The 23,400-nt window shown below is 67.1% G+C and carries 21 protein-coding genes, 1 tRNA gene and 1 pseudogene; 12 read left to right on the plus strand and 11 right to left on the minus strand.

Going from position 1 to position 23,400, the window contains the following annotated elements; all coding sequences use genetic code 11:
- Positions 1 to 280: 280 nt before the first annotated feature.
- Complete coding sequence (locus AC13CR_RS00370; protein ID WP_446232566.1) at positions 281 to 745, plus strand: hypothetical protein; 465 nt, start codon at positions 281 to 283, stop codon at positions 743 to 745.
- Between the two features lie 177 nt (positions 746 to 922).
- On the opposite strand, the gene AC13CR_RS00375 is transcribed toward AC13CR_RS00370, so the two are convergent.
- A complete protein-coding gene (locus AC13CR_RS00375; protein WP_292958234.1) occupies positions 923 to 3,460 on the minus strand; it encodes an Rne/Rng family ribonuclease in 2,538 nt (845 codons plus the stop codon).
- 671 nt (positions 3,461 to 4,131) lie between these two features.
- Between AC13CR_RS00375 and AC13CR_RS00380 the strand changes: the two genes are divergently transcribed.
- A complete protein-coding gene (locus AC13CR_RS00380; protein ID WP_292958236.1) occupies positions 4,132 to 5,055 on the plus strand; it encodes a hypothetical protein in 924 nt (307 codons plus the stop codon).
- A 39-nt stretch (positions 5,056 to 5,094) separates the two neighbouring features.
- Here AC13CR_RS00380 and AC13CR_RS00385 read toward each other — a convergent pair whose 3' ends face one another.
- Positions 5,095 to 5,583: a hypothetical protein gene (locus AC13CR_RS00385; protein ID WP_292958238.1), complete on the minus strand. Its 489-nt coding sequence runs from the start codon at positions 5,581 to 5,583 to the stop codon at positions 5,095 to 5,097.
- A gap of 158 nt (positions 5,584 to 5,741) precedes the next feature.
- Here AC13CR_RS00385 and tig point away from each other — a divergent pair, with 158 nt between their 5' ends.
- From tig to AC13CR_RS00420, 7 genes are all read left to right on the plus strand, one after another.
- Entirely contained in the window at positions 5,742 to 7,076 is a 1,335-nt protein-coding gene (tig, locus tag AC13CR_RS00390; protein ID WP_292958326.1) for a trigger factor, read from the plus strand.
- Positions 7,077 to 7,209: 133 nt separating this feature from the next.
- Positions 7,210 to 7,572 carry an AAA family ATPase gene (locus AC13CR_RS00395; protein WP_293013960.1) on the plus strand — a complete coding sequence of 121 codons (363 nt, stop codon included), beginning with the start codon at positions 7,210 to 7,212 and terminating at the stop codon, positions 7,570 to 7,572.
- A 17-nt stretch (positions 7,573 to 7,589) separates the two neighbouring features.
- Positions 7,590 to 7,787 (plus strand): hypothetical protein, encoded by a 198-nt coding sequence (locus AC13CR_RS00400; protein WP_446232080.1) that lies wholly within the window; start codon positions 7,590 to 7,592, stop codon positions 7,785 to 7,787.
- A gap of 72 nt (positions 7,788 to 7,859) precedes the next feature.
- Complete coding sequence (locus AC13CR_RS00405; RefSeq protein ID WP_292958242.1) at positions 7,860 to 8,282, plus strand: DUF1489 family protein; 423 nt, start codon at positions 7,860 to 7,862, stop codon at positions 8,280 to 8,282.
- A 43-nt stretch (positions 8,283 to 8,325) separates the two neighbouring features.
- Positions 8,326 to 8,399, plus strand: a tRNA-Gly gene (locus AC13CR_RS00410).
- A 29-nt stretch (positions 8,400 to 8,428) separates the two neighbouring features.
- Complete coding sequence (locus AC13CR_RS00415; protein ID WP_292958244.1) at positions 8,429 to 9,184, plus strand: sulfite exporter TauE/SafE family protein; 756 nt, start codon at positions 8,429 to 8,431, stop codon at positions 9,182 to 9,184.
- Positions 9,185 to 9,188: 4 nt separating this feature from the next.
- Complete coding sequence (locus AC13CR_RS00420) at positions 9,189 to 9,536, plus strand: RidA family protein (protein WP_292958246.1); 348 nt, start codon at positions 9,189 to 9,191, stop codon at positions 9,534 to 9,536.
- Here the strand turns inward: AC13CR_RS00420 and lpxB are convergent.
- The 8 genes from lpxB to AC13CR_RS00460 all read right to left on the minus strand — a co-directional run bounded on the left by lpxB (position 9,520) and on the right by AC13CR_RS00460 (position 19,675).
- Positions 9,520 to 10,674, minus strand: coding sequence for a lipid-A-disaccharide synthase (lpxB, locus tag AC13CR_RS00425; RefSeq protein ID WP_292958248.1), 1,155 nt, complete (start codon positions 10,672 to 10,674; stop codon positions 9,520 to 9,522). The genes AC13CR_RS00420 and lpxB overlap by 17 nt on opposite strands.
- Before the next feature lie 72 nt (positions 10,675 to 10,746).
- The gene (locus AC13CR_RS00430; protein WP_292958250.1) at positions 10,747 to 11,556 is read right to left on the minus strand and encodes an LpxI family protein; all 810 of its coding nucleotides are present in this window, start codon (positions 11,554 to 11,556) and stop codon (positions 10,747 to 10,749) included.
- Positions 11,553 to 12,341 (minus strand): acyl-ACP--UDP-N-acetylglucosamine O-acyltransferase, encoded by a 789-nt coding sequence (gene lpxA, locus AC13CR_RS00435; RefSeq protein ID WP_292958252.1) that lies wholly within the window; start codon positions 12,339 to 12,341, stop codon positions 11,553 to 11,555. The genes AC13CR_RS00430 and lpxA overlap by 4 nt, the downstream gene beginning before the upstream one ends.
- On the minus strand, positions 12,334 to 12,813 hold the full coding sequence (gene fabZ, locus AC13CR_RS00440; protein ID WP_292958254.1) for a 3-hydroxyacyl-ACP dehydratase FabZ: 480 nt from the start codon (positions 12,811 to 12,813) through the stop codon (positions 12,334 to 12,336). Before fabZ ends, lpxA begins: the two co-directional genes overlap by 8 nt.
- Before the next feature lie 62 nt (positions 12,814 to 12,875).
- On the minus strand, positions 12,876 to 15,017 hold the full coding sequence (locus AC13CR_RS00445) for a hypothetical protein (RefSeq protein ID WP_292958256.1): 2,142 nt from the start codon (positions 15,015 to 15,017) through the stop codon (positions 12,876 to 12,878).
- A complete protein-coding gene (locus AC13CR_RS00450) occupies positions 15,014 to 17,791 on the minus strand; it encodes a DUF4159 domain-containing protein (protein WP_446233863.1) in 2,778 nt (925 codons plus the stop codon). The genes AC13CR_RS00445 and AC13CR_RS00450 overlap by 4 nt, the downstream gene beginning before the upstream one ends.
- Complete coding sequence (locus AC13CR_RS00455) at positions 17,791 to 18,660, minus strand: DUF58 domain-containing protein (protein WP_292958260.1); 870 nt, start codon at positions 18,658 to 18,660, stop codon at positions 17,791 to 17,793. Before AC13CR_RS00455 ends, AC13CR_RS00450 begins: the two co-directional genes overlap by 1 nt.
- A 7-nt stretch (positions 18,661 to 18,667) precedes the next feature.
- Complete coding sequence (locus AC13CR_RS00460) at positions 18,668 to 19,675, minus strand: AAA family ATPase (RefSeq protein ID WP_292958262.1); 1,008 nt, start codon at positions 19,673 to 19,675, stop codon at positions 18,668 to 18,670.
- 64 nt (positions 19,676 to 19,739) lie between these two features.
- On the opposite strand from AC13CR_RS00460, the gene AC13CR_RS00465 reads away from it, so the two are divergent.
- The 3 genes from AC13CR_RS00465 (at position 19,740) to typA (ending at position 23,220) form a co-directional block, all read left to right on the plus strand.
- Positions 19,740 to 20,294 (plus strand): DUF1285 domain-containing protein, encoded by a 555-nt coding sequence (locus AC13CR_RS00465; protein WP_292958264.1) that lies wholly within the window; start codon positions 19,740 to 19,742, stop codon positions 20,292 to 20,294.
- A 6-nt stretch (positions 20,295 to 20,300) separates the two neighbouring features.
- The gene (locus AC13CR_RS00470; RefSeq protein ID WP_292958266.1) at positions 20,301 to 21,062 is read left to right on the plus strand and encodes a hydroxypyruvate isomerase family protein; all 762 of its coding nucleotides are present in this window, start codon (positions 20,301 to 20,303) and stop codon (positions 21,060 to 21,062) included.
- Positions 21,063 to 21,399: 337 nt separating this feature from the next.
- Complete coding sequence (gene typA / locus AC13CR_RS00475) at positions 21,400 to 23,220, plus strand: translational GTPase TypA (RefSeq protein ID WP_292958268.1); 1,821 nt, start codon at positions 21,400 to 21,402, stop codon at positions 23,218 to 23,220.
- Between the two features lie 52 nt (positions 23,221 to 23,272).
- Here the strand turns inward: typA and AC13CR_RS00480 are convergent.
- Positions 23,273 to 23,400, minus strand: a pseudogene (locus AC13CR_RS00480) (IS5/IS1182 family transposase); the annotation flags it as partial.

Genomic DNA, 23,400 nt, shown 5'->3' on the forward strand with positions numbered 1-23,400 from the left:
CCATGTTGGTTTTGGTCATCGGGGTCTCCGTAGGGTTCGTGGTTGAAGCGTCGAAACTCCACCTCGACCATACACCTCGATGGCCACCCGGGATTGCACCGATGAAGGCGCAGAAATTACACCACGTCCTCGGACGCTAACGCCGGTTACAATCTACATGGACCCAGGTTGCGCTTCAGGAGGCGCGGAGAGCCAGCCGGTTGGACCCAAGTGCATATGTCGATGCCATCCTTGCCTTCTTGGAGGCGGTTATGCTTTCACCAGCGTTGACACGGCCGCAGTGCTCCATGAATGGCGCTCTTCCAACGAAGAGGAGAATCCTCGCCTTTCCAGTTTGCTTGAACAGATTGCGGCCCCGAACAATGAGAATGGCAGCGTTGCTGGTCTCCTTGGCGGTCTATTCATGGCAGCTTGTGAAGTAGAGGATCAGGAGGATGCTCTCCTGCGCTTGGTCTCACGGGTTTATTCAGTCTTCCTGTCGCGCCAAACAGATGAGCAGGCTAAGAGCATCATGATCGATGCCCTTTCGCGAGCTGTCGAACTGAACCAGAGAGCTGGACGCAGAGAGCACCTTCCGGGGCGGCTAAAGTCGTCGACATATCTTTCATCTCCCGAGTTCCTAACACCGGAGTCTGATAGGGTTAGGGAGAAGCAGATCCTGGATACAGTTGGTCGCTGCATCCAGAAAACAATCGGAAGTCATGATATTCCGAAGAAACAGGTAGCAGCATTGAGTTCCGGGTAGCATGATCCCGCCACGAGGCCAGATGCACTAACTGCACATAGCAGTCGATGACGATGCGCAACGTTTGGATAAGGCCGCGTGCATCTTTGGCACGGCCTTATCTCATCGAACTATGCTTGCGGGTGGGCCTCCCACCACGCGGAATGCGTCAGGATCGAACCGCGCCCTTTTTCGGTATCAGCGTCCCAGCGACCACCAGCCGCGGCGCTTGCGCCGCGTAGTGTCAGAGCCTGCGGTCTCGGCCAACTCGGGCTCTCGGGTTTCGACCGGCTGGTCGGGCCCGGTCGTCTCGGCCGCCCCATCCTCGGCCGTCTGGGCGGGCGGTGTCGTCTGGGGCTGCACCGGCGCCGGTGGCGCTTCGGCAGGGATTTCCGGGACTGCAGAATCTGCGGTCCTGGGAGCCTCGGACGGTTCGGCCGTCACAGCTTCCTGCGCGGCATCCGGGCCGGGCAGGCCCTCGGCCAGGGTTTCTTCGGCATGATCGCGCAGATCCACGACTTCGGGCAGGCCTTTGGCCTGGGATGCGCCTGCGGCGTCGTCCGCCTTGCGGCCCCGCGAACGCGATCGGCGGCCCCGCGAGGCGGGCTTGCCTGCGACCGCTTCGTCGCTGTCGCCGGTCTCAGGCTGGCCGTCACGCTGCCCGTCAGGTCGTGGCTGCCCGGTATCGGCGGCTTCGTTTTCCGACGGTTGGCGGCCTGCGATCTCGTCGCTGTCGCTGTCACTGTCGGCGCTCCGTCCCGCCTCATCCGCATGGGACGAGGATTTCCGCCGCCGGCGCCGCCGGCGCTTGCGCGAGCGGCCGCCCTCGTCGTCCTCGTCCTCGCCCTCGGCATCCGGGGCGGTCTGCGACGCGGCATCCGGGGCGGTCTGCGCCCGGTATTCGGCCTGTTCCTCGACCTCGACCTCGTCCTCCTCGTCATCGATCTGCGCCATCAGGGTGGCATCGACCGACAGCGCAGCATGAGGCAGTTCGGCCACCAGGCGCGTGGCAGTCTTGAACTTCTCGATCGCGTAATCGGGCGAGATCAGCGCCGGATCGGCCTCGATCCGCACCGAAAGACCATAGCGCCCCTCGATCACGGCGATATGTTCACGCTTGGCGTTGATCAGGAAATTCGCCACCGCAACCGGCGCCTTGACCAGCACCTCGCGGGACCGCTTGCGCGTGCCTTCCTCCTCGATCGCCCGCAGGATGGTCAGGGCAAGACTGTCGTCGCTGCGGATCAGGCCGGTGCCGTGGCAATGCGCGCAGGGTTGGGTCGTGCTTTCCAGCATCCCCGGACGCAGGCGCTGGCGGCTCATTTCCATCAGGCCGAAACCCGAAATGCGGCCGATCTGGATGCGCGCGCGATCCGATTTCAGCCGGTCCTTCATCCGCTTCTCGACCGAGGCATTGTTCTTGCGCTCTTCCATGTCGATGAAGTCGATCACGATCAGGCCGGCCAGATCGCGCAGGCGCAGCTGGCGGGCGACCTCCTCGGCGGCTTCCAGATTGGTCTTCAGCGCCGTCTCCTCGATCGAGCCCTCCTTGGTCGCCCGACCCGAGTTCACGTCGATGGCGACCAGCGCCTCGGTCACGCCAATGACGATGTAGCCGCCCGATTTCAACTGCACCACGGGGTTGAACATGCCGCCCAGATAGCTTTCGACCTGATGGCGCGCATAAAGCGGCATCTGGTCGCTATAAAGCTTCACGTTCCTGGCATGGGACGGCATGATCATCTTCATGAAGTCCTTGGCCACGCGATAGCCACGCTCGCCCTCGACCAGCACCTCGTCGATCTCCTTGGAATAAAGATCGCGGATCGTGCGCTTGATCAGGTCGCCTTCCTCGTAGATCGGCGCGGGGGCCACGGACTTGAACGTCACCTCGCGGATCTGTTCCCACAGCCGCAACAGGTATTCGTAGTCGCGCTTGATCTCGGTCCGGGTGCGCTGGCTGCCCGCCGTGCGGATGATCAGGCCCGCGCCCTTCGGCACGTCAAGTTCGCCGGCAATATCCTTCAGCTTCTTGCGATCGGCCGCGTTGGTGATCTTGCGGCTGATGCCGCCGCCGCGGGCGGTGTTGGGCATCAGGACGCAATAGCGGCCCGCCAGCGACAGATAGGTGGTCAGCGCCGCGCCCTTGTTGCCGCGTTCTTCCTTGACCACCTGGACCAGCATGATCTGGCGGACCTTGATCACCTCCTGGATCTTGTAGCGGCGCGAACGCGGCTTCTTGGAGACGCGGATTTCCTCGCTGACATCCTCATCGGCCACCGATTCAATGCTGTCATCCTTGTCGACCGCATCCGATGCGCCGGCCTCTTCACCGTCGGACCGGGAATCCTCCGCGACGATCTCGTCACCATTTTCGGCCTTCTCGGCCTTTGCGGATTTGCGGCTTTTTCCGCCCCGCGAAGCCTCTTCGGCCTCTTGCGCCTCGGCATGGGCGCGTTCCTCGGCCAGCAGTGCATCGCGGTCGGCGGCGGGGATCTGGTAATAATCGGGATGGATCTCTGCGAAGGCCAGGAAGCCGTGGCGATTGCCGCCGTAATCGACAAACGCCGCCTGCAGCGAGGGTTCGACCCGCGTGACCTTTGCCAGATAGATGTTTCCCGAAATCTGCCGTCTGTTTACGGTCTCGAAATCAAATTCCTCGACCTTGGTTCCGTCGACAACGACCACCCGAGTCTCTTCGGCATGGGTTGCGTCGATCAGCATTTTCTTTGCCATTGTCATGTCTTTCGCGCAGCACTGCGCCGGGCGGCGCCAGTGGCGCCCCGGAAGTCAGGCTGCGTTGTGATGGGGACACGGGCGCGGCGGGTGCCACGACCAGTCGGGCGGCCCGGCCCATGGCCCGCCCCCCGTCTGTTCGTCCGTCCCCTGCGCGCGTCATCGCGTCTGTTCCTTGATGATGGTCCGGTTGGCCAAGGCCCGCCGAACCGCTGTCTGGTATCGCCCCGGTCGCGAGGTCTTCGCTGCCAAGGGCGGGTTTTTCCGCGTGGCACATGCCGCCCGCCAAAGGTCGGGGCCAGAGGTGCCGCGCTGCGAAACTGTTTGCGCCATGCAACCTGCGATTGAGGCCGCTTGGCGTATATACGCAACATAGAGGGTCAGCCGGGGAAAATTCAATGGGGAAAACGGCCTAGGCACAAGGATGGCGGTTTCCGGCCGGATTGCGCGACGTATCGCCACCGGTCAGGCGCCGCCTTGGCCAACGGACAAGTGATGCGCTGCCGCTGACCGATGACAGTTTCCGCGACGTTCCGCAGTAATCTGATTTCGAGCGACAAAAACCGCCTAAAAAGCGCAACGCATCTTCACGCAGGCTTAACACTTCTTTCACGCGACCGTCGCACCCTCGATCTACCACAGCGCCAGATGAGGCCATTGGGGAGGTCGGGATGCCCGTCGTCAGGATCAATGCCGATCACGCTCTGCCGCAGCATTTGTGGCAGGTCGCCGCCGACCTGCCCGCCGAGGCGCCCATTGTCGTGATGATCCACGGCTACCGCTATTCGCCCTCGCAGCCGGCCCATGATCCCCATCGTCACATCCTGTCGCTCGATCCCGATCCGCGGCAGCGGCGGGCGACATCCTGGCCGCGGGCTCTGGGATTCGGCGGCGTCCATCCCCAGGACGGACTGGCCATCGCCTTTGGCTGGGAAGCGCGGGGCACCCTGCGCGGGGCCTATCGCCGGGCGGGCCTTGCCGGGCGGTCGCTGTCGGGGCTGGTAGACCGGCTGGCGCATGCCTCGGGTCGGCCTGTGGCCGTCATCAGCCATTCCCTGGGCGCGCGCGTCGCGCTGACCGCCCTGCGCGAGGCGGTTTGCGGCACGATCGGGCGGATGATCCTTCTGACCGGAGCCGAATTTCGCGACGAAGCCGCGCGGGCCCTGGCCTCGGCCGCCGGTCGGCAGGCCGAAGTGATCAACATCACCTCGCGCGAGAACGACCTTTTCGACTTCGCGCTGGAACAATGGCTGTCGCTGGGCCGCAGGCAGGCTTTGGGTTTCGGGCTGAACCGGCCGACGCGGAACTGGGTCGATATGCAGATCGACGAGGGCGAAACGCTTGCGGCGCTGGAACGCCTTGGATTTCCGACCGAACGTCATCCGCGCCGATTGTCCCACTGGACGCCCTATCTGCGGCGCGGATTGTTCGATTTCTACCGGACCGCCCTGTTCCAGCCATGGGCGCTGCCGATGGGGCTGCTGCACGCGCGCCTTCCCGGACGAATCGAGCCGCGCTGGTCGCGGCTTTTGTCCCGGCCCGGCCAGATGGGCGCCGCAGCCGCAAAGGCGGATGTCAGGCTGCACGCCGGCTGACAGAAAAATTCCGGCAGGGCCGGTCCCGCCGCCTTTATCTCAGCAATCGGGCAGTCCCGCCAGATCGGCTGCTTCGGGTTTCGGCCCGTCCTGAGGCAGGTCGGCCGGTTCAGGCCGTCCGGAAAGATCCAGTCCGCGCGCGGTCGGCGCGTGCCAGGTCTTCGATCCCGGCAGCCCACCCTGAGCATTGGTGCCGATCTGCGAACCGCCGGTTCCCCCGCTCCAACCGGTGCTGCCGGAATTGGCCGGAGACATGCCGTCATCGTCCGGTTGCGGCTGGGTCGCTGGCACTGCCTTGCCGGCTGCGTTGTCGCATTCGCGGCTGGCGGATTTGGCAGCGGTGCCGGTCGTGGCAAGATTTCCGCCGGTCCCGTTCCCCTCCGGCTGCGCACCGCTCGCCGCAGTTCCGGCAGCGCGCGGCTGGCCGTCTTCGGGCGCGGGGGCTGCATCTTGCGACCAGCCTGCAACCGGCAATGCCAGAGCCAGGGCCAGGGCGGCCAATCCGCCGGTCTTTCGAGGATGATCCATGAGGTTGATCCCGTTCGCGTTCCAGGGCGTCGATTGGGAACGCGCTTGGGCGCCGGCGGTTCCGCAATCTGCTTGCAGACCCCCGCCCCCACGACTAGAAGGGCGGAAATTTTCAGGTCGCCCTGCTTCTGGCGGCCCTTCTGGATATGAGGACGATGATGCAGGTCAAGGAAACCCGGAACGAAGGTCTGAAGCGGGGCTACCAGTTCACCCTGCCCGCCGCCGACCTGGCCGCGACGGTCGATGCCAAGCTGAAAGAGGCGCAGCCCGAGATCGAGATGAAGGGCTTTCGCAAGGGCAAGGTGCCGATGGCGATGCTGAAGAAGCAATTCGGCCCGCGCATCCTTGGCGACGCCATGCAGGAGGCCATCGATGGCGCCCTGCGCAAGCATCTGGAGGAAACCGGCGATCGCCCCGCCGCCCAGCCCGCCGTCGAGATGGAGAACGGCGAGAACTGGAAGGAAGGCGACGATGTGGTTGTCAATGTCAGCTACGAAACCCTGCCCGCCATCCCCGAAATTGACATGACCGGGCTGAAGCTGGAAAAGCTGAGCGTCCCGGCCGAGGAAGAAGCAGTGAACGAGGCGCTGGAGAACCTGGCGAAATCGGCCCAGGATTTCGACGACCGCCGCAAGGGCAGCAAGGCCAAGGACGGCGATCAGGTCGTGATCGACTTCAAGGGCTTTGTCGATGGCGAGGCGTTCGAGGGCGGAGAGGCCGCGGATTACCCGTTGGTCCTGGGCTCGAACAGCTTCATTCCGGGCTTCGAAGAACAACTGGTCGGCGCCAAGGTCGATGAGGATGTCACGGTGAAGGTCACCTTCCCGCAGGAATACGGGGCCAAGCATCTGGCCGGCAAGGAAGCGACCTTCGAATGCAAGGTGAAGGCGGTCAAGGCGCCGAAAGCCGCCGAGATCGACGACGAACTGGCCAAGAAATTCGGCGCCGAGGATCTGGACGGCCTGAAAAAGCAGATCTCGGAACGGCTGGAAACCGAATATGCCGGTGCCGCCCGCGCGGTGATGAAGCGGTCTCTGCTGGATCAGCTGGACGATCAGGTCAAATTCGAGCTGCCGGAATCGCTGGTCGAGGCCGAGGCCAACCAGATCGCTCACCAATTGTGGCACGAAGAACATCCCGAGGAGCAAGGCCACGATCACGGCGCCATCGAGCCCACAGACGAGCACCGGAAACTGGCCGAGCGCCGGGTGCGTCTGGGCCTGCTTCTGGCCGAGATCGGGCAGAAGGCCGAAGTCAGCGTGACCGATCAGGAAATGACCCAGGCCGTCTTGCAGGCGGCGCGTCAATATCCGGGTCAGGAACGGGCCTTCTTCGAATTCGTGCAGCAGAACCAGAACATGCAGCAGCAGTTGCGCGCCCCGATCTTCGAGGACAAGGTTGTCGATCACATCGCCGAAAAGGCGCAGGTCGAGGAAAAGAAAATCAGCAAGCAGGAACTGGAAAAGGCCGTCGAGGCGCTGGACGAGCTCTGATCCGCTTGTGATGAACGAATCCTGAAAGCCGCGGCCGATGTCGCGGCTTTTTGCTGTCGCGCCATCGGCCGCGGCTCTGAGAGACGACGCCATTCTTGAACCTGAACTGCATCTCGCGGCCAAGGAAGACCCGATGCCACGCGACAATCTTGGCCGGCACGTCATCCTTTCAGGCTGTTCGGGCGGCGGAAAATCGACGCTTCTCGCCGAACTGGCACGGCGGGGATTCCCCGTCGTGCCCGAGCCCGGCAGACGGATCGTCGCCCAAGAGAAGCCCGGCCATGGCAGCGCGCTTCCCTGGGCCGATCCGGAAGCCTTCGCGCGCAGGGCTATCGAGATGGCGCTTGAGGACCGGCGGGGTCTGCGTGGCGTCACCGGCTGGCTCTTTTTCGATCGCGGGCTGATCGATGCGGCCGTCCGCTGGAACACGCGGCTGGGACACCGCTTGGCGAGACGCTCGGCGGGCGGGGGCGTTTTCACCAGCAGGTTTTTCTGACCCCGCCCTGGCCGGAAATCTACCGGACAGATGACGCGCGGCGGCACGACATGCAGGACGCCATCGATGAGTATCACCGCCTGGCCGATGCTTTCGGTCGGCTTGGATACGATACCATCGTCCTGCCAGGAACCGATGTCGAGGCGCGGGCGGATTTCGTCCTGGCGCATCTTGCCAGCCGGCAAGATTCGTCACCCGCGATCGGCAGTGCCTGACGTCGCCCGCTTTGGCCAACGGACAGGACCGGTCCGCTTGCGGCGCGTCTTCGGCCCACCTATCTTGCGGAGATGCCAGCCCCGCTCAACCTGATGAAACTCTGCGTCGGCGCCGACGGCCCCGAGGATCTGCTGCACTGGCAGAAGCAGCGTTTCCACGAGGCGCCGGCCATTCACGTCACCCGCATGTGGCCCAGACGCGAGGCGGAACTGCTGGACGGAGGCTCGATTTACTGGGTGTTCAAGGGCGTCATGCTGGCCCGCCAGCGGCTTTTGCGGCTGGACGAAAGGCTGGGCCAGGACGGCATCCGCCGCTGCGCGCTGGTGCTGGACCGCGATCTGGTGCGCGTCGCCGCCGTGCCGCGCCGCCCGTTCCAGGGCTGGCGCTATCTGAAGGGCGACGAGGCCCCTGCCGATCTGCCTGCCGACCGCGCATCCGAGGATCCGCTGCCGCCCGACATCGCCGCGGCCCTCGCGGCCGTCGGGCTGGTCTGACAGCCTTGACGGCGCCGCGACCAACGGCTAATCGAAACGCCACGCGGGTGTAGCTCAATGGCAGAGCAGAAGCTTCCCAAGCTTACGACGAGGGTTCGATTCCCTTCACCCGCTCCACACAGCATTGTGATTGACAAGGCCGCCGGATGCTCGAAGTCACCCTGACCTTTCTCGCCGGGGTGCTGGGTGGCGTCCTGAATGCGGTTGCCGGCGGCGGCACCTTCATCACCTTTCCCGCGCTGGTCTTCACGGGCGTCCCGCCCGTCGTCGCCAATGCCACCAGCACGGTCGCGGCCCTGCCCGGCTATGTCGCGGCGACGCTGGGCTTTCGCCGCGACATCCGCGCGATCGACGGCGTGCCGCTGATCAAGCTGACCCTGTGGACGATGATCGGCGGCGGCGCCGGCAGTGTCCTGCTGCTGGTCAGTTCGAACAAGGCCTTCGCGCTGCTGGTCCCCTTCCTGCTGCTGATCGCGACCATCGTGTTCTACTGGTCCGAACCGATCCGCCGCCATGCTTCCCGCTGGCAATCGGTGGTGATGCCCTTCGGGCTGGGCACGCTTCTTCCCATGTCGATCTATGGCGGCTATTTCAACGGCGGCCTGGGGATCATCATGCTTGCGGTCTTCTCGATGTGGGGAATGCGCGATCTGCACCAGATGAACGGTCTGAAAAGCTGGCTCAGCGCGGCGCTGGCGATCATCGCCTTCGCCATCTTCGCGGTTGGTGGCAAGATCGTGTGGATTCCGGCCGCGATCATGTCGGCTGGAACCATCATCGGCGGCTATGCCGGGGCCCCGATAGCGCGGCGCATCCCGCGCGGGCCGCTGCGCGCATTGATCGCCGTGGTCGGTTTCGGGATGACCGCGATCTTTTTCTGGCGTCTCGCAAAAGGAGCATGAAGACATGAGCGACATCAGGCGTATCGAAGCCGGCCAGCGGATGAGCCAGGCGGTCGTGGCGAATGGAATGGTCTGGCTGGCAGGCCAGGTGGCCCAGCCGGGCAAGCCCGCCGCCGAACAGACCCGCGCGATCCTGGCCCAGGTCGACTCGCTGCTGAAGAAGGCCGGCACGGACAAAAGCCGGATCGTCTCGGCCCAGATCTGGCTGGCCGACATGGCCGATTTCGCCGCCATGAACGAGGTCTGGGACGGCTGGGTCGCGCCTGGCCACGCCCCGGCCCGCGCGACCGGCGAATCGAAACTGGCGACACCCGATTACAAGGTCGAGATCATCGTCACCGCGGTTCTGTAACCGAACCAAGGACCGAGCGTGCCGCGCGCAGTCCCGGCGCCTCGCCGCCCTTGCCCAGCCGGTCCATGGCCAGATCCATCGCGTCCAGTTGGGCCTTGCGCGCGGTGCTGTCTTCCAGCGCATCCTGAAGCGCCTGGGCGATGGCGCCGGGTTGGCAGGCCTTGCCCAGGAATTCGGGCACGGCGCGGGTGTCGCTGACCAGATTGACCAGCGTGACCGTATCGGTGCGCAGAAGCATCCCCACGACCAGGCGGCTCAGCGGGGCCATGTCGTAGCCGATGACCATCGGAATCCGGTTCGCCGCCAGTTCCAGGCTGACCGTCCCCGAGGCCGCCAAGGCCAGATCGGCGGCCGCGAAGGCCGCGCGCTTTTCCACGGGATCCTCCAGCACGATCGGCGCCGTGGGCCAGCGCCGTGTCATTTCATGCACCATATCCGCGACGCCCGGCACGGTCGGCAGGACGATGCGGATTTCGGGCAGCCGGTCGCGCAGGCGCAGCAGCGCCTCGTCAAAACGCCGCGCCAGCCGCGACACTTCGGATCGGCGCGACCCCGGCAGGCACAGGACAACGGGCGCCTCGGGCGCGATGGCATGGGTCTCGCGGAACAGCGCCGCCTGGTCCGGACCCGCCACTTCGGCGGTGGCGATGGGGTGGCCGACGAAATCGCAGCGCATTCCGGCAGCCCGCATCAGCGGCGGCTCGAAGGGCAGGATCGCCAGAACATGGTCGATCACCTCGGCCATCTTCAGCGCCCGGCCTGGGCGCCAGGCCCAGACCGAGGGCGCGACATAGTGGATCGTGCGCAGATCGGGCCGCGCGGCGCGAACCGCACGCGCGACCCGCAGACAGAAATCCGGGCTGTCGATGGTGATCAGCGCCTCGGGGGCCGCCGCGATCACGGCCTCGGCAGCCTGGGCGATGCGGCGCTTCAGATGACGAAATTTCGGCAGCACCTCCCAGATTCCCATCAACGACAGCTCGTCCATCGGAAACAGGCTGTCCATGCCTTGCGCCATCATCTGCGGCCCGCCGATGCCGGTAAAGGCCACATCGGGCCGCAACTGGCGCATCCCGGCCATCAGGGCCGCGCCCAGTTGGTCGCCCGAGGTCTCGCCCGCGATCAGGAAGAACGTCATGCGGCTCCTACGGTTGCTGCCTTGCCCATGGGTATTGGGGCAACGAAGAAGAAACCAGCCCTTCTTCGTTGATCAAATACCCTCTTGCGGCCGTGCCCACAGAAACAGCCCCGCAGCCCTGGCGCGCTGCACCGTCTGCTGGCGATCCAGCAGGATGACGCCGCCCGCCTGCCACGCGATGCCGGCAAGATCCGCTGCCGCAGCCTGATCGACGCTGTCGGGGCCGATCGTCGGCAGATCGACGCGCCGATCCTGCCCGGGTTTCGGAGCCTTGTAGAAGACGCCTTTGGCGCCGGTCGGGTCGGGGCGCAGTCCGGTGTGGCAGGCGGCGAAGTCAAGCATGGCTGCCGTGCCCGGCTGGGTTTCCAGCGCCATGCACAATCCTTGCGCCACCACCGCGCCCTGCCCCAGATCCAGGTCGCCCATATGCGACAGGATCCGGGCCGCGCGGGCGGCGTCGCGGCGGTCGGAATCGGTCGGGGCGCCGGTCAGGATCCCCGCCTCCGGCACCAGATCCGGGGCGATCTGGTCGACGCCGCAGATGGTCAGGCCGTGTTCCTCGAAGATATCCAGCACCATGCGCAGGGCCGCGTCGTCGCCCGATTGCAGCGCGGTCAGGATGCGCGGGACCAATTGCGCCGTGCGCGGATCGAAAGCCTCGGGATCCAGCCGGGGGCGGCGGACGGCACCCGCGAAGATCACCCGGTCCACACCGTGTTCAATCAGGCGGTCGAGAAAGGGAACCAGCCGTTCCAGCCGAAACGGGGTCGCGGGCACGGGCGGCGCGAAACCGTCCAGCGCATAGACCAGCGGATCGTCCAGCGCGGCGATGACGGCCGGGGCAAGCCCACCCTGACCGGCGATGACGGCGGTGCGGCTCATGCCGGGCGCGGCGCCAGAAACGAACGGTCCGAGGGTCCGAGGATGAAATCCAGCACCTCGCGCTCCATCGCCGAAACCGTGCCTTCCGCGCGCGTCCGCGCACTGTCGCGAAAAGCACCGCGTCCCAGATCGGCCAGCAGGCTGCGCAGCGCGGCGATCTCGGCGCGGCTGACGCCGCGGCGTTTCAGCCCGATGAGGTTCAGCCCGTCCAGATGGCCGCGCGGTCCCTGGACCAGACCGAAGGGAATCACGTCCGCCGTGACCATCGTGACCGCCCCGATCATCGCGCCGCGGCCAATGCGGACGAATTGATGCACGCCCGACAGGCCGCCGACGATCACGTCATCCTCCAGCACGCAATGGCCCGCGACCGAGGCGTTGTTCACCAGGATCACCCGGTCTCCGATCCGGCAATCATGGGCGACATGCGCGCCGGCCATGAACAGCCCGTCATCGCCGATGCGGGTGACGCCGCCGCCGCCCTCGGTGCCGGGATTCATCGTCACATATTCGCGGATGCGATTGCGGGCGCCGATCTTCAGGCGCACCTTCTCGCCGCGGTATTTCAGATCCTGCGGCACCTCGCCGATCGAGGCGAAGGGAAAGATCACCGTTTCGTCGCCGATCGCGGTGTCACCGGTCACGACGACATGGGACCGCAGTTCCACCCGGTCGGCCAGCCGCACCTGGGAGCCCACGACGCAGAAGGGGCCGATCCTGACCCCGGTGCCGATCTCTGCCCCGGGCTCGATCACGGCCGTGGGGTGGATCGCTGTCTCAGCCATCGGCCTTCAGGTCCATCATGGCGGTGAAATCGGCCTCGGCCGCCAGCTGGCCATCGACCCTGGCCTCGCCGTGGAATTTCCAGATCCGGCCGCCGGCGCGGGTGACGGTGCAATGCAGTTCCAGCACGTCGCCCGGCACCACCATGCGGCGGAACTTGCAATTGTCGATCCCCATGAAATAGGTCAGCAGCGGCTTGTCGATGACGTCGAGGCTGATGCCAACCACCACGGCCGAGGTCTGCGCCATCGCCTCGACGATGGTGACGCCGGGCATGATCGGCTGGCTGGGAAAATGGCCCTGGAAATGCGGCTCGTTGCAGGTCACGTTCTTGACGCCGATTGCGCTTTCGAAGGCCACGATGTCGCGCACCTTGTCGATGAACAGGAACGGATAGCGGTGCGGGATGATCCGCTTGATCAGCGAAAGATCGGCCTCGGTATGGGGGGCTGGGTTGCGCGGGGCGGCGGCCATGCTGGTCTTCCTCCGGAGGATTTGTGACCGGTTAGCAACGCCGCCCGGCCTTGGCAAGCGCGTCAGCCCTGGCCGGCGGCCGGATTGCCCGTTACAGGCGCCGCCTTGCCGGTCCTGCGGCCCTCGGCCAGCCAGCCCGGCAAGATGAGCCCCGCGATCAGCGCCAGCCACGCCCAGCCGGGCAGCAAGGGCCGCCGTTCGAGGCCGGTGACCGTCGCCGCATCGCGCGGGGTGATGGCAATCCAGTCACGGGCCACGCCCCGGCCATGGGCCGTCCGGCCCGGCGCGACCGTTCTGAGATCGGGCACGCCGTCGGACAGCGCGACGACGCCGCCGCCCGAGGCCTCGACCAGCGGCGCCAGCTGGTCGGTGCTGGCAACGGTCTGTTCGAATTCGCGCGGCGCGGCGGGGCCAAGTGCCAGCACCCGGCGCAGATCACCGTCCTGCAGACGGTAGAGCCCCGGCTCGGGCGCGGTCCAGTCGGCGCTGAAGCGGCCCGGCCCGGCCTGGGTCAACGGAACCTCTTCGGTCTGGCCATCCGGCCGGGTCACGATCAGCGGGCCGGCCTTGTCCTGCATCGTGCGGCGGGTGAAGCGCACGTCCAGACCGCCCGAAACTTCGGCCAGCAGCGCCTCTTCCTCCAGCTCCGGTTCCTTCATCGACCAATGCGCGATGCGGCGCAGCAATTCCAGCTGCGGCCCGCCGCCCTCGAAACCGCGGCTCCAGAGCCAGACCTGATCCGAACTCAGCAGCGCCACCCGCCCCTTGCCGACCCGGTTCAGGATCAGAAGCGGTGCGCCATCCGGACCGGTCATCGCGACCTGAGCGTCGGGGTCGGGCGTCACCTCGGCCATGCGCAGCCAGCGGCCCCAGCCGCCCGCGCCGTTCTCGTCGGGCGCATCGGGCAGACCCGATGTGACCGGGTGGCGGCGCCCGGCCTCGGTCAGTTGCGGGCGGAACGCCTGATTGATGATCCGGCCGGTGGGGCGGGCGGGCAGGATCCGGCCCATCGGCGACAGGTTCAGGCTTTCGACGCTGGCCATTTCCGGCCCCGCCGCAACCAGCACCGCGCCGCCATTTTCGACATAGCGGGCGATATTGTCGAAATAGGAGGGCGGCAGGATGCCCCGCACCCGGTAGCGGTCGAAGATGATCAGGTCGAAATCGTCGATCCGCTGCAGGAACAATTCGCGCGTCGGAAAGGCGATCAGGGACAGTTCGTCGACCGGCACGCCGTCCGACTTGTCGGGAGGGCGCAGGATGGTGAAATGGATCAGATCGACCGCCGCGTCCGATTTCAGCAGATTGCGCCAGGTCCGTTCCCCGGCATGGGGCTCGCCCGAGACCAGCAACACCCGCAGCCGGTCGCGCACGCCGTTGATGCTGATCGCGGCGCTGTTGTTGCGGTCGGTCAGTTCCGGCCCCGCGCCGCCGGGGTCGGGCGCGTCAAAGCCGATCTGGACCACGTTCTGGCCGGCATGGGTCAGGGTCAGCGGCAGTTCCAGCGATTGTCCCACGGGCACGGCGAAGGTCTGTTCATCCTCGCCATCGACGCTGATGCGCAGATTGGCAGAACCTCCGGCGACGCTATCGGGGACCGCGCCCTGATCCTCGATCCTCAGGCGGATCGTGACCTGCTGGTCGATGAGACCGAAGGCCGGCGCCTCTTCGATCACCAGCCTGCGATCCCAGTCCTGCGGCCGCCCGGTCCGCAGGACATGGACCGGGGCGGGCACGGATTGCGGCAGCATCGGCGCATCGTGGATCCGGCCGTCGGTCACGGCGATGACACCGGCCAGGCGGCTTGCCGGCTCGGCCGCGACGGCGCGGGCCATCTCGGTCGCAAGCAGGGTGCCGTCCTCGCTGTCGCCGACGGTGACGCGGCGCAACTCGGTATTGGGCAGCGCCTCGATCCGGCGCGTCAGCTCGGTTACCGCGGCATCGGTCTGATCGCCGCGTTCCGGCAGGCTCTGGCTGGCCGAACGGTCGTCCAGCAGCACCACGATATCCGACAGGCCCGCACGGCTGCCGATCTCCAGCGCCGGCCCCGCCAGCGCCAGCGCGGCGGCCAGACCGGCCAATCCGCGCCAGGCCCAGCCGCGCAGGCCGCGCCACAGCGCGAAGCCCGCGATCAGCAGCGCCAGCCCCGCCAGCGCGCCGATCACCCACCAGGGCATCAGCGGATCGAAGCGCAATTCGGTCATGGCAGCAGCCTTCCGGGATCAACCCCGCGCAGCCGGTCCAGAAGCGCGGGAACATGGACCTGATCGGATTTGTAGTTCCCGGTCAGCACATACATGATCAGGTTGATGCCGAAACGATAGGCCATCTCGCGCCGGCGTTCCCCCTCCCAGCCGCGCCCGACGGGAAAGACCGGATAGCCGTTCCCGTCGACCGCCCAGGCCTCGGCCCAGGAATTGCCGCCGATGACCACCGGGCTGACGCCATCGTTCAGTTGCCGGAACGGCACGCCCTCGGCGGCCTCGGCCCCGGCGGGCGGCGCTTCGACCCAGACCGGGTTGCCCTGCCAGCGGCCGGGAAAATCCTCGAGGATATAGAAACTGCGGGTCAGGACGTGATCTTCGGGGATCGGTGCCAGGGGCGGGATCTCCAGCGGCGCGGCCAGATTGCGCAGGGTCTGGCCCAGATCGGGCCCGCCGAGGCCCGCCACGTCGCCGTCGCGGGTATCGAACAGGATCATCCCGCCCGAGCGCAGGTAATGGTTCAGTCGCAGATAGGCCTGCGGCGAGGGCGGGGTCTGCCCCGCGCTGATCGGCCAGTAGAGGAAGGTAAGCACCGACAGGTCGTCCGTGTCGAGGTCGATCGCCACGGGCTCGCCCGGCTCGACCGAGGTGCGCTGACGCAGGGCCAGCGACAGACCGGTCAGCCCCTCGTAAGAGGTCTGGTCCAGTTCCTGATCGCCGGTCACGACATAGGCCAGCGCCACCTCGTTGGCGGCGCGAACCAGATCGGGGTCAGGCTGGTCCTGTTGTGCCCGCGCCTGCCCGCCGGGCAGCGCCAGAAGCACTGCCAGAAGGATCGCCGCCGCCGGCATGGCGCGCGCGCGCGTGCCGCGCGCAACGAAGGCCGAACCGATCGCGTCCAGAGCCAGCAGCAGCGCGGCGGCCGCCAGCAGCCAGCCCTTCAGATCCCGTCCCGGCAGTTCGGCCGCGGCCTCGACCGTGGCACCGGGCCATGTGGCAAGGGTGAAGTCGCCACCCGCGTTCAGCGCCCTGCTGCGATCGCCGGCCGCGTAGATGCCGGCCGGGCGGCCGGGCGCCGGTCCCCCGGCCATGTCGCCGGCGGCGATGGGCGACAGATCCTCGGCGGGCGCGGCGCGGCCGAAGCCGTCAAGCACGATCTGCGGCGTCCAGAAGGCTTGTTCGCGATCCTCGGCCTGTTCCTCGGCCGGGCTGACGCGGGCAGTGGCGACCAGCCGGTTCAGCATCTCGACGAACAGCCCCGACAGCGGCAGGCTGGACCATTCGGCGTTTGCGGTGACATGGAACAGGACGATCTGGCCCTGCCCGACACGCGCGCGCGTGACCAGCGGCGTCTCGTCCGACAGGGCGGCGATGGTGCGGTCGGACAGGTCCGGCGCGGGCTGCGCCATCAACTGCGCCCGCACCGTCACGTCACCGGGCGCGGTCAGGCCGGCGAAGATGCCATCGGTGGCGAAGGGGGCCAACCCGCGCGGGTCGCCCCAACTCAGCGCGCCGCCGATATCGCGGCCGCCCTGCCGCAGGGTGACCGGCAGCAGCGGTTCGTCCACCAGACCATCATAGGCGGCCATGCGCGGCCCGGCAAAGCGGATCAGCAAGCCGCCCTCATCGACCCATTGCGCCAGTTCTCCGGATTCGGCCATCTCGACCTGATCGGCGACGATGATCACATCGGGGGCGGCGTCCAGCACATCGCCCAGCCCCCCCTCGACCAGATCGGTCGTCGGCGCCAGCGCCCGGCGCAGGTAATACAGCGGCGACAGAAGCCGCTGCCCCTCGGCCTGATCGGCGGCGTCGCCCACCAGCCCGACCTTGCGGCGCCGAACCCGGTCATCGGCCAGGACGACCGCGCCGGCATGGCTTTCGCCTTCGATCTGGAACCGGGTCACGCGGTTGCGCAATTCCGGCGGCAGATCGATGGCGACGGGGCGGGTCAGAACGCCCTCGGAGCGCGTGACATCGCCGGGGGTCAGTCGGGCCAGCTCGCGCTCGATCCCCTGCGGATCGGGCCCGATGGCCAGGATCTGGGGCGCGGCATCGCCCGTGGCGTAAAGCGTCAGGGCGGGCCGATCGCCGCCGCCAAGGCCAAGCGCGGTCAGCGCGCGCGTCGGCGGCACCACCGTCACCGGCCCGCGATCGGCCAGGGCGGCCAGCCAGGCGGCGCGGTTCGGATGGTCCAGCCCGTCGCTGATCCACAGCGTCGAAAGCAGCCCGTCCGGCACATCCGCCAGCGCCACGTCAGGATCGTCGGGCAGCGCCGTGTCCCAGGAAACAGGCCCCGACGCGCGCAGACCGGCCAGGAGCCGGTCGGCGGGGGCGAAGACCAGGGCACCGGAACCGGTCCGGCCATCCGCCAGCAGCAGCGCGGCGGGGCGGCCCTGGCCGGCGGCTTCGGTCAGGGCCCGTTCGGCGCGGGCCTGCCGGCCGGCCCAGCCCGGCGCGGCGGCCCAGCCTGCATCCATCACCACCAGCAGCGGGCCATCCGCATCGCTGCGCAGCACCGGCTTCCAGACCGGCCCGGCGAAGGCCAGGATCAGCGCCGCGACCGCCGCAAGCCGGATCAGCAGCAGCCACCACGGCGTCCGCTGCGCCACGGGCGAGCGGTCGATCAGCCCGCGCAGCAGCGCCACGCCGGGAAAGGCCACCAGACGCGGCGCCGGTGGCATCGCACGCAGGATCAGCCACAGGACCGGCAGCGCGACCAGCGCGCCCAGCACCCATGGCGCCGCGAATCCCAAGGGCCCGAGGATCAGCATCAGCCCCCCAGAACCTGATAGAGCCAGCTCAGCGCGTGGGCCGGGGCGTGGCCGGTCGCGTGATGGCCGAAATGCCAGCCCGCGCCCCGGGCCTGTTCGCGCAACCAGTCGCGCCGCTGGGCCAGCCGCGCCAGATAGGCCTCGCGCAGCCCACCCGCGTCGCGGCTGTCATGGCGCGTCGCGCCCGACAGGGACCGGAAGACCACTGCACCGGAATAGGGAAAGTTCTCCTCGTCCGGGTCCAGAACCTGCATCAGAACGCCGCGCACGCCGATCCCGGATGCGCGTGCCAGCAGCGCACGGACCCAGTCCGGATCGGTCAGGAAATCCGACAGGATCACCAGCCGCTGCGCGGGGCGCAGGCTTTCGGGCGCAGGCGCGTCGGCGTCGTCGCGAGCGGTCTGCGTGATGGCCATCGCCTCGGCCAGTCGTTCGGCCTGAACGCGGCCGGCGCGCGCCGGCTGGCCCAGCATCCCGACCTTCTCGCCCCCGCGCAGCAGGATCATCGCCAGCGCAAGCGCCATTACCTGGGCGCGGTATCCCTTGGTCGGCCGATCGACCGCGCCGGAATAGCCCATCCCCTGCCCCGCCGAGACCCACAGCCCGACCGCCTGCGCCGTCTGCGCCTCGCGGTCGCGCACGAATTGCGAATCCGAACGGGCCGAGCGCCGCCAGTCGATGCTGCGTGCAGTATCGCCGCTGCTGGCCGGGCGGTATTGCCAGAAATCCTCGCCCGGACCGGCCCGGCGCAGGCCATGCGCGCCCGGCGCGACCATCGCGGCCAGCCGCTCGGCCGACAGGATCAGGCCGGGCAGATGGGCGCCGGCTTGCTCGGCGCGGGATCGAAGTTCGGCGGGACTGCGCGTCAAGACCGCCTCATGCCGCCTGACGGCTGCCGAAACGCTGATCCAGCAGGCGGGCGATCACCGCGTCGGTGGTCTCGCCACGCGCGCGGGCAGCGAAGGACAGCGCCATCCGATGCCGCAGAACCGGCGGGGCCATCGCCTCGACATCCTCCAGCGTGGGCGCGAACCGGCCGTTCAGAACTGCGCGCGCCCGCGTGACCAGCATCAGCGCCTGCGCGGCCCTGGGACCGGGGCCCCAGACCAGGGTGTCGGCCACGAAGGGCGCGGCCTCGTCGGCACCGGGTCGGAAGGCGCGCACCAGATCGAGGATCGCTTCCACCACGGCCTCGCCCACCGGCATCTGCCGGATCAGGCGTTGCGCGGCGATCAGCCCCTGCGCGTCGAATGCCGCATGGGCCGCGCCCTCGGCAATGCCGGTCGTCGCCAGCAGGATGCCGCGTTCGGTGTCGCGGTCGGGATAATCGACGTCGATCTGCAGCAGGAAGCGGTCCAGTTGCGCCTCGGGCAGTGGATAGGTTCCCTCTTGTTCGATCGGGTTCTGGGTGGCGAGGACATGGAAGGGGCGCCCCAGCGGACGATGCCGGCCGCTGACCGTCACCTCGCGTTCCTGCATCGCCTGCAGCAGCGCGGATTGGGTGCGCGGGCTGGCGCGGTTGATTTCATCGGCCATCAGAAGCTGGGTGAAGACCGGTCCTTCGATAAAGCGGAAGGCACGGCTGCCATCGGTCAGCACGTCCAGCACCTCGGAGCCGAGGATATCGGCCGGCATCAGGTCGGGGGTGAACTGGATGCGCTGGCTGTCCAGCCCCAGCACCGTGGACAGCGTATCGACCAGCATCGTCTTGCCCAGTCCCGGCTGGCCGACCAGCAGCGCATGACCGCCCGACAGGATCGCCGCGAGAACCTGCTCCACCACATGGTGCTGACCGACGAAGCGGCCTTCGATGCTGGCGCGCGCATCGGCAAGCCGCGCACCCAGGGTCTGAACCTCCTGCACCAGAATTTCATCCGAAGCCATGACAATGCCCTTCCGCTGCTTTACACCCGAGCATAGGGAAATCGGGCGGAGGCGACCATAACGAATGCCGGATCGGGGTGACAAAAGCGTGAGTGCGGCGGGCATCGCCGAAGCCGCCGGCAAGGCCGCGAAGAAAGGCGGACTGCCGCCGGTTCATCTGTGGAATCCGCCGTTCTGCGGCGATCTGGACATGGAAATCCGCGCCGATGGCGTGTGGTTCTATGAAGGCACCCCGATCGGGCGACCGGCCATGGTGAGGCTGTTCTCGACCGTGCTGAAACGCGAGGGCGACAGCTTTTTCCTGGTGACTCCGGTCGAAAAGGTCGGAATCCGTGTCGAGGACGCGCCATTCATCGCCGTCGATGCCGAGATCGCGCCGGACCGGATCATCTTCACCACCAATGTCGGCGATCTGGTGACGGCCGATGCCGAGCACCCGATCGTGATCCGCGGCACGACGGCCGAGCCGCGACCCTATGTTCATGTCCGCGCCGGTCTGGAGGCGCTGATCGACCGCAAGACCTTCTACCGTCTGGCAGCGGCAGCCGATGTCACCGGGGACGGGGACGGACGCGCGGGCGTCCGCTCGGCCGGGCAATTCTTCCCGCTGGAGCCCTAGGACCCCATGCCGCGCTTCGCCGCCAACCTGACCATGCTGTTCACGGAACTTCCGCTTCAGCAGCGCTTTGCCGCCGCCGCTGCGGCGGGATTCGAGGGTGCCGAGATCCTGTTTCCCTATGATATCGCCGTCAGCGATCTGTCGCGCGCGGCGATCAGGGCGGGGCTGGAGATCGTGCTGATCAACTGCCCGCCACCGAACTGGGCGGGCGGTCCGCGCGGCTTCGCCGCCCAGCCTGGCATGGAAGACCGTTTCCGCCACGATTTCGTGCGCGCCCTGCGCGTCGCCGAATCGCTGCGCGCGCGCCACATCCACATCATGGCCGGCAAGGCCGAGGGCGCCCGCGCCGACGCAGCCTTCCTTGACAATCTGGCATGGGCGGCCGCGCGCGCGCCTCATGCCAGCCTGACGATCGAGCCGATCAACCACGAGGACATGCCGGGCTATTACCTGTCGGACTACGACAAGGCCGCCGCGATCATCGAACGGCTGGGCGCGACGAATCTGGGCCTGCAATTCGATGCCTATCACGCCCAGAAGATCACCGGCGACGCGCTGGCGGCCTGGGCCCCCGTCGCATCGCTGGTGCGCCATGTGCAGATCGCGGGTTGTCCCGGACGCCACGAGCCCGATACCGGCGGGATCGACTATCCCGCGTTCTTCGAAATGCTCGACCGATCGGGATACCGGGGCTGGGTCAGCGCCGAATACGACCCCGTCCGGCAGACCGCCGCGGGCCTGGGCTGGCTGCCCGCCCGAACGCCATGACCGCGATTTTTCGTGGCGCCATGGGAACTTGATACAAGCGTTGCCGTTCTTTCGGCAGCACGACATGCGACGGACGGCCGCGACGGTGCGTCCGCGCAAGCGGAAAACGAAGGGAGAAGCTTCATGAATTCTATCATCTATATCGTCGGCCTTGTCGTGGTCGTCCTGTTCATCCTGTCCTTCCTCGGCCTGCGCTGAGGCTTCGGGCGGCTGCGCATGGCAGCCGCCCGGAGGGCCGGCTGCGGGGCAGTCGCCCCCCTTCCAGACAGGGCGATTTCCGCTGGCCTTTCCGGGCCTGCCGCGATAGGGCAGCGGCGCAAACCGGAAGGCCCCACGCATGGACATTCGCAACATCGCCATCATCGCCCATGTCGACCACGGCAAGACAACGCTGGTCGATCAGCTCCTGAGGCAATCGGGCGCCTTCCGCGAGAACCAGACCGTCGCCGAGCGGGCGATGGACAGCAACGATATCGAACGCGAACGCGGGATCACGATCCTGGCCAAGGCGACCAGCGTCGAATGGAAGGGCACCCGCATCAATATCGTGGACACGCCGGGCCATGCCGATTTCGGCGGCGAGGTCGAACGGATCCTGTCCATGGTCGACGGCGTCTGCCTGCTGGTCGATGCCGCCGAGGGCCCGATGCCACAGACCAAGTTCGTGACATCCAAGGCGCTGGCGCTTGGATTGCGCCCGATCGTCGTGCTGAACAAGGTGGACAAGCCCGCCGCCGAACCCGATGACGCGCTGAACGATGTCTTCGACCTGTTCGCCAATCTCGGCGCCTCGGATGAACAACTGGATTTTCCGCATCTCTACGCCTCGGGCATCGGCGGCTGGTGCGACGAGACGCTGGACGGTCCGCGCAAGGACATGACCGCCCTGTTCGACCTGATCCTGCGTCATGTCGAGCCGCCGAAGCAGATAAGCCGCACCGACGAGCCCTTCCAGATGCTGGCCACGACGCTCGGGGCCGACAACTTTTTGGGACGATTGCTGACCGGCCGGGTCGAGGCCGGTCACGCCAGGGCTGGCGATACGGTGAAGGCACTGGCGCGCGACGGCGCGCGGATCGAACAATTCCGCATCAGCAAGGTGCTGGCCTTCCGCGGCCTGACCCAGCAATCCGTGGACGAGGCACGGGCCGGCGACATCGTGACGCTGGCCGGAATGGCCAAGGCCACGGTGGCCGACACCATCTGCGCCCCCGAGGTCGAGACCGCCCTGCCCTCGCAGCCGATCGACCCGCCCACGATCAGCGTTACCTTCGGTATCAACGACAGCCCGCTGGCCGGCCGCGACGGCAGCAAGGTGCAATCTCGCGTCATCCGCGAGCGGCTGATGAAAGAGGCCGAATCGAATGTCGCGATCAAGGTCGAGGACACGCCCGGCGGCGAGGCTTTCGTGGTCTCGGGGCGTGGCGAATTGCAGATGGGCGTCCTGATCGAGAACATGCGTCGCGAAGGGTTCGAATTGTCGATCAGCCGCCCCCGCGTGATCTTCCGCGAGGAAGACGGCCAACGCCTGGAACCGGTCGAGGAAGTCATCATCGATGTCGAGGACGACTACACCGGCGTCGTGATCGAGAAGCTGACCGGGGACCGCAAGGGCGATATGGTCGACATGCGTCCCGCGGGCCTCGGCAAGACCCGCATCGTGGCCCATGTTCCCTCGCGCGGGCTGATCGGCTATCACGGCGAATTCATGACCGACACCCGCGGCAATGGCGTGCTGAACCGCATCTTTCACGGCTGGACACCCTACAGGGGCGCCATACAGGGGCGCCGTCAAGGCGTGCTGATCAGCATGGAGAACGGCGTGTCCGTGGCCTATGCGCTGTGGAACCTGGAGGATCGCGGCAAGATGTTCATCGGCGCGCAGGAACAGATTTATCAGGGCATGATCATCGGCGAACACAGCCGCGACAACGACCTGGAAGTGAACCCGTTGAAGGGCAAGAAGCTGACCAATGTCCGCGCCTCGGGCACCGACGAGGCCGTGCGCCTGACACCGCCCGTGCGCCTGTCGCTGGAAGCGGCCATTGCCTATGTCAATGATGACGAACTGGTCGAGGTCACGCCCAAGACGATCCGGCTGCGCAAACGCCATCTGGATCCGCATGAACGCAAACGCCAGGCCCGTGCGGAGGCCTGACCATCGCGGTGAAATTTCGCCATGGAATCAGGCTTTCCCCTAGGGTCAGGACTCATAGCCAGAACATGACGACGGCTGCGAGGGCGCAGGCTGAGAGGAACAGATCGGCGCATCTGTCGTAGCGGGTGGCAATCCTGCGCCAGTCCTTGAGGCGGGCGAAGGCGTTCTCGATCCGGTGAC

Source organism: Paracoccus sp. L-17, from assembly GCF_056857655.1.

What these genes read in the sequence shown, in the direction of transcription:
- AC13CR_RS00375 (WP_292958234.1), bottom strand. Translation starts at nt 3,460, where the DNA reads ATGGCAAAGAAAATGCTGATCGACGCAACCCATGCCGAAGAGACTCGG.
- AC13CR_RS00380 (WP_292958236.1), top strand. Translation starts at nt 4,132, where the DNA reads ATGCCCGTCGTCAGGATCAATGCCGATCACGCTCTGCCGCAGCATTTG.
- AC13CR_RS00385 (WP_292958238.1), bottom strand. Translation starts at nt 5,583, where the DNA reads ATGGATCATCCTCGAAAGACCGGCGGATTGGCCGCCCTGGCCCTGGCT.
- tig (WP_292958326.1), top strand. Translation starts at nt 5,742, where the DNA reads ATGCAGGTCAAGGAAACCCGGAACGAAGGTCTGAAGCGGGGCTACCAG.
- AC13CR_RS00395 (WP_293013960.1), top strand. Translation starts at nt 7,210, where the DNA reads ATGCCACGCGACAATCTTGGCCGGCACGTCATCCTTTCAGGCTGTTCG.
- AC13CR_RS00405 (WP_292958242.1), top strand. Translation starts at nt 7,860, where the DNA reads ATGCCAGCCCCGCTCAACCTGATGAAACTCTGCGTCGGCGCCGACGGC.
- AC13CR_RS00415 (WP_292958244.1), top strand. Translation starts at nt 8,429, where the DNA reads ATGCTCGAAGTCACCCTGACCTTTCTCGCCGGGGTGCTGGGTGGCGTC.
- AC13CR_RS00420 (WP_292958246.1), top strand. Translation starts at nt 9,189, where the DNA reads ATGAGCGACATCAGGCGTATCGAAGCCGGCCAGCGGATGAGCCAGGCG.
- lpxB (WP_292958248.1), bottom strand. Translation starts at nt 10,674, where the DNA reads ATGACGTTCTTCCTGATCGCGGGCGAGACCTCGGGCGACCAACTGGGC.
- AC13CR_RS00430 (WP_292958250.1), bottom strand. Translation starts at nt 11,556, where the DNA reads ATGAGCCGCACCGCCGTCATCGCCGGTCAGGGTGGGCTTGCCCCGGCC.
- lpxA (WP_292958252.1), bottom strand. Translation starts at nt 12,341, where the DNA reads ATGGCTGAGACAGCGATCCACCCCACGGCCGTGATCGAGCCCGGGGCA.
- fabZ (WP_292958254.1), bottom strand. Translation starts at nt 12,813, where the DNA reads ATGGCCGCCGCCCCGCGCAACCCAGCCCCCCATACCGAGGCCGATCTT.
- AC13CR_RS00445 (WP_292958256.1), bottom strand. Translation starts at nt 15,017, where the DNA reads ATGACCGAATTGCGCTTCGATCCGCTGATGCCCTGGTGGGTGATCGGC.
- AC13CR_RS00450 (WP_446233863.1), bottom strand. Translation starts at nt 17,791, where the DNA reads ATGCTGATCCTCGGGCCCTTGGGATTCGCGGCGCCATGGGTGCTGGGC.
- AC13CR_RS00460 (WP_292958262.1), bottom strand. Translation starts at nt 19,675, where the DNA reads ATGGCTTCGGATGAAATTCTGGTGCAGGAGGTTCAGACCCTGGGTGCG.
- AC13CR_RS00465 (WP_292958264.1), top strand. Translation starts at nt 19,740, where the DNA reads ATGCCGGATCGGGGTGACAAAAGCGTGAGTGCGGCGGGCATCGCCGAA.
- AC13CR_RS00470 (WP_292958266.1), top strand. Translation starts at nt 20,301, where the DNA reads ATGCCGCGCTTCGCCGCCAACCTGACCATGCTGTTCACGGAACTTCCG.
- typA (WP_292958268.1), top strand. Translation starts at nt 21,400, where the DNA reads ATGGACATTCGCAACATCGCCATCATCGCCCATGTCGACCACGGCAAG.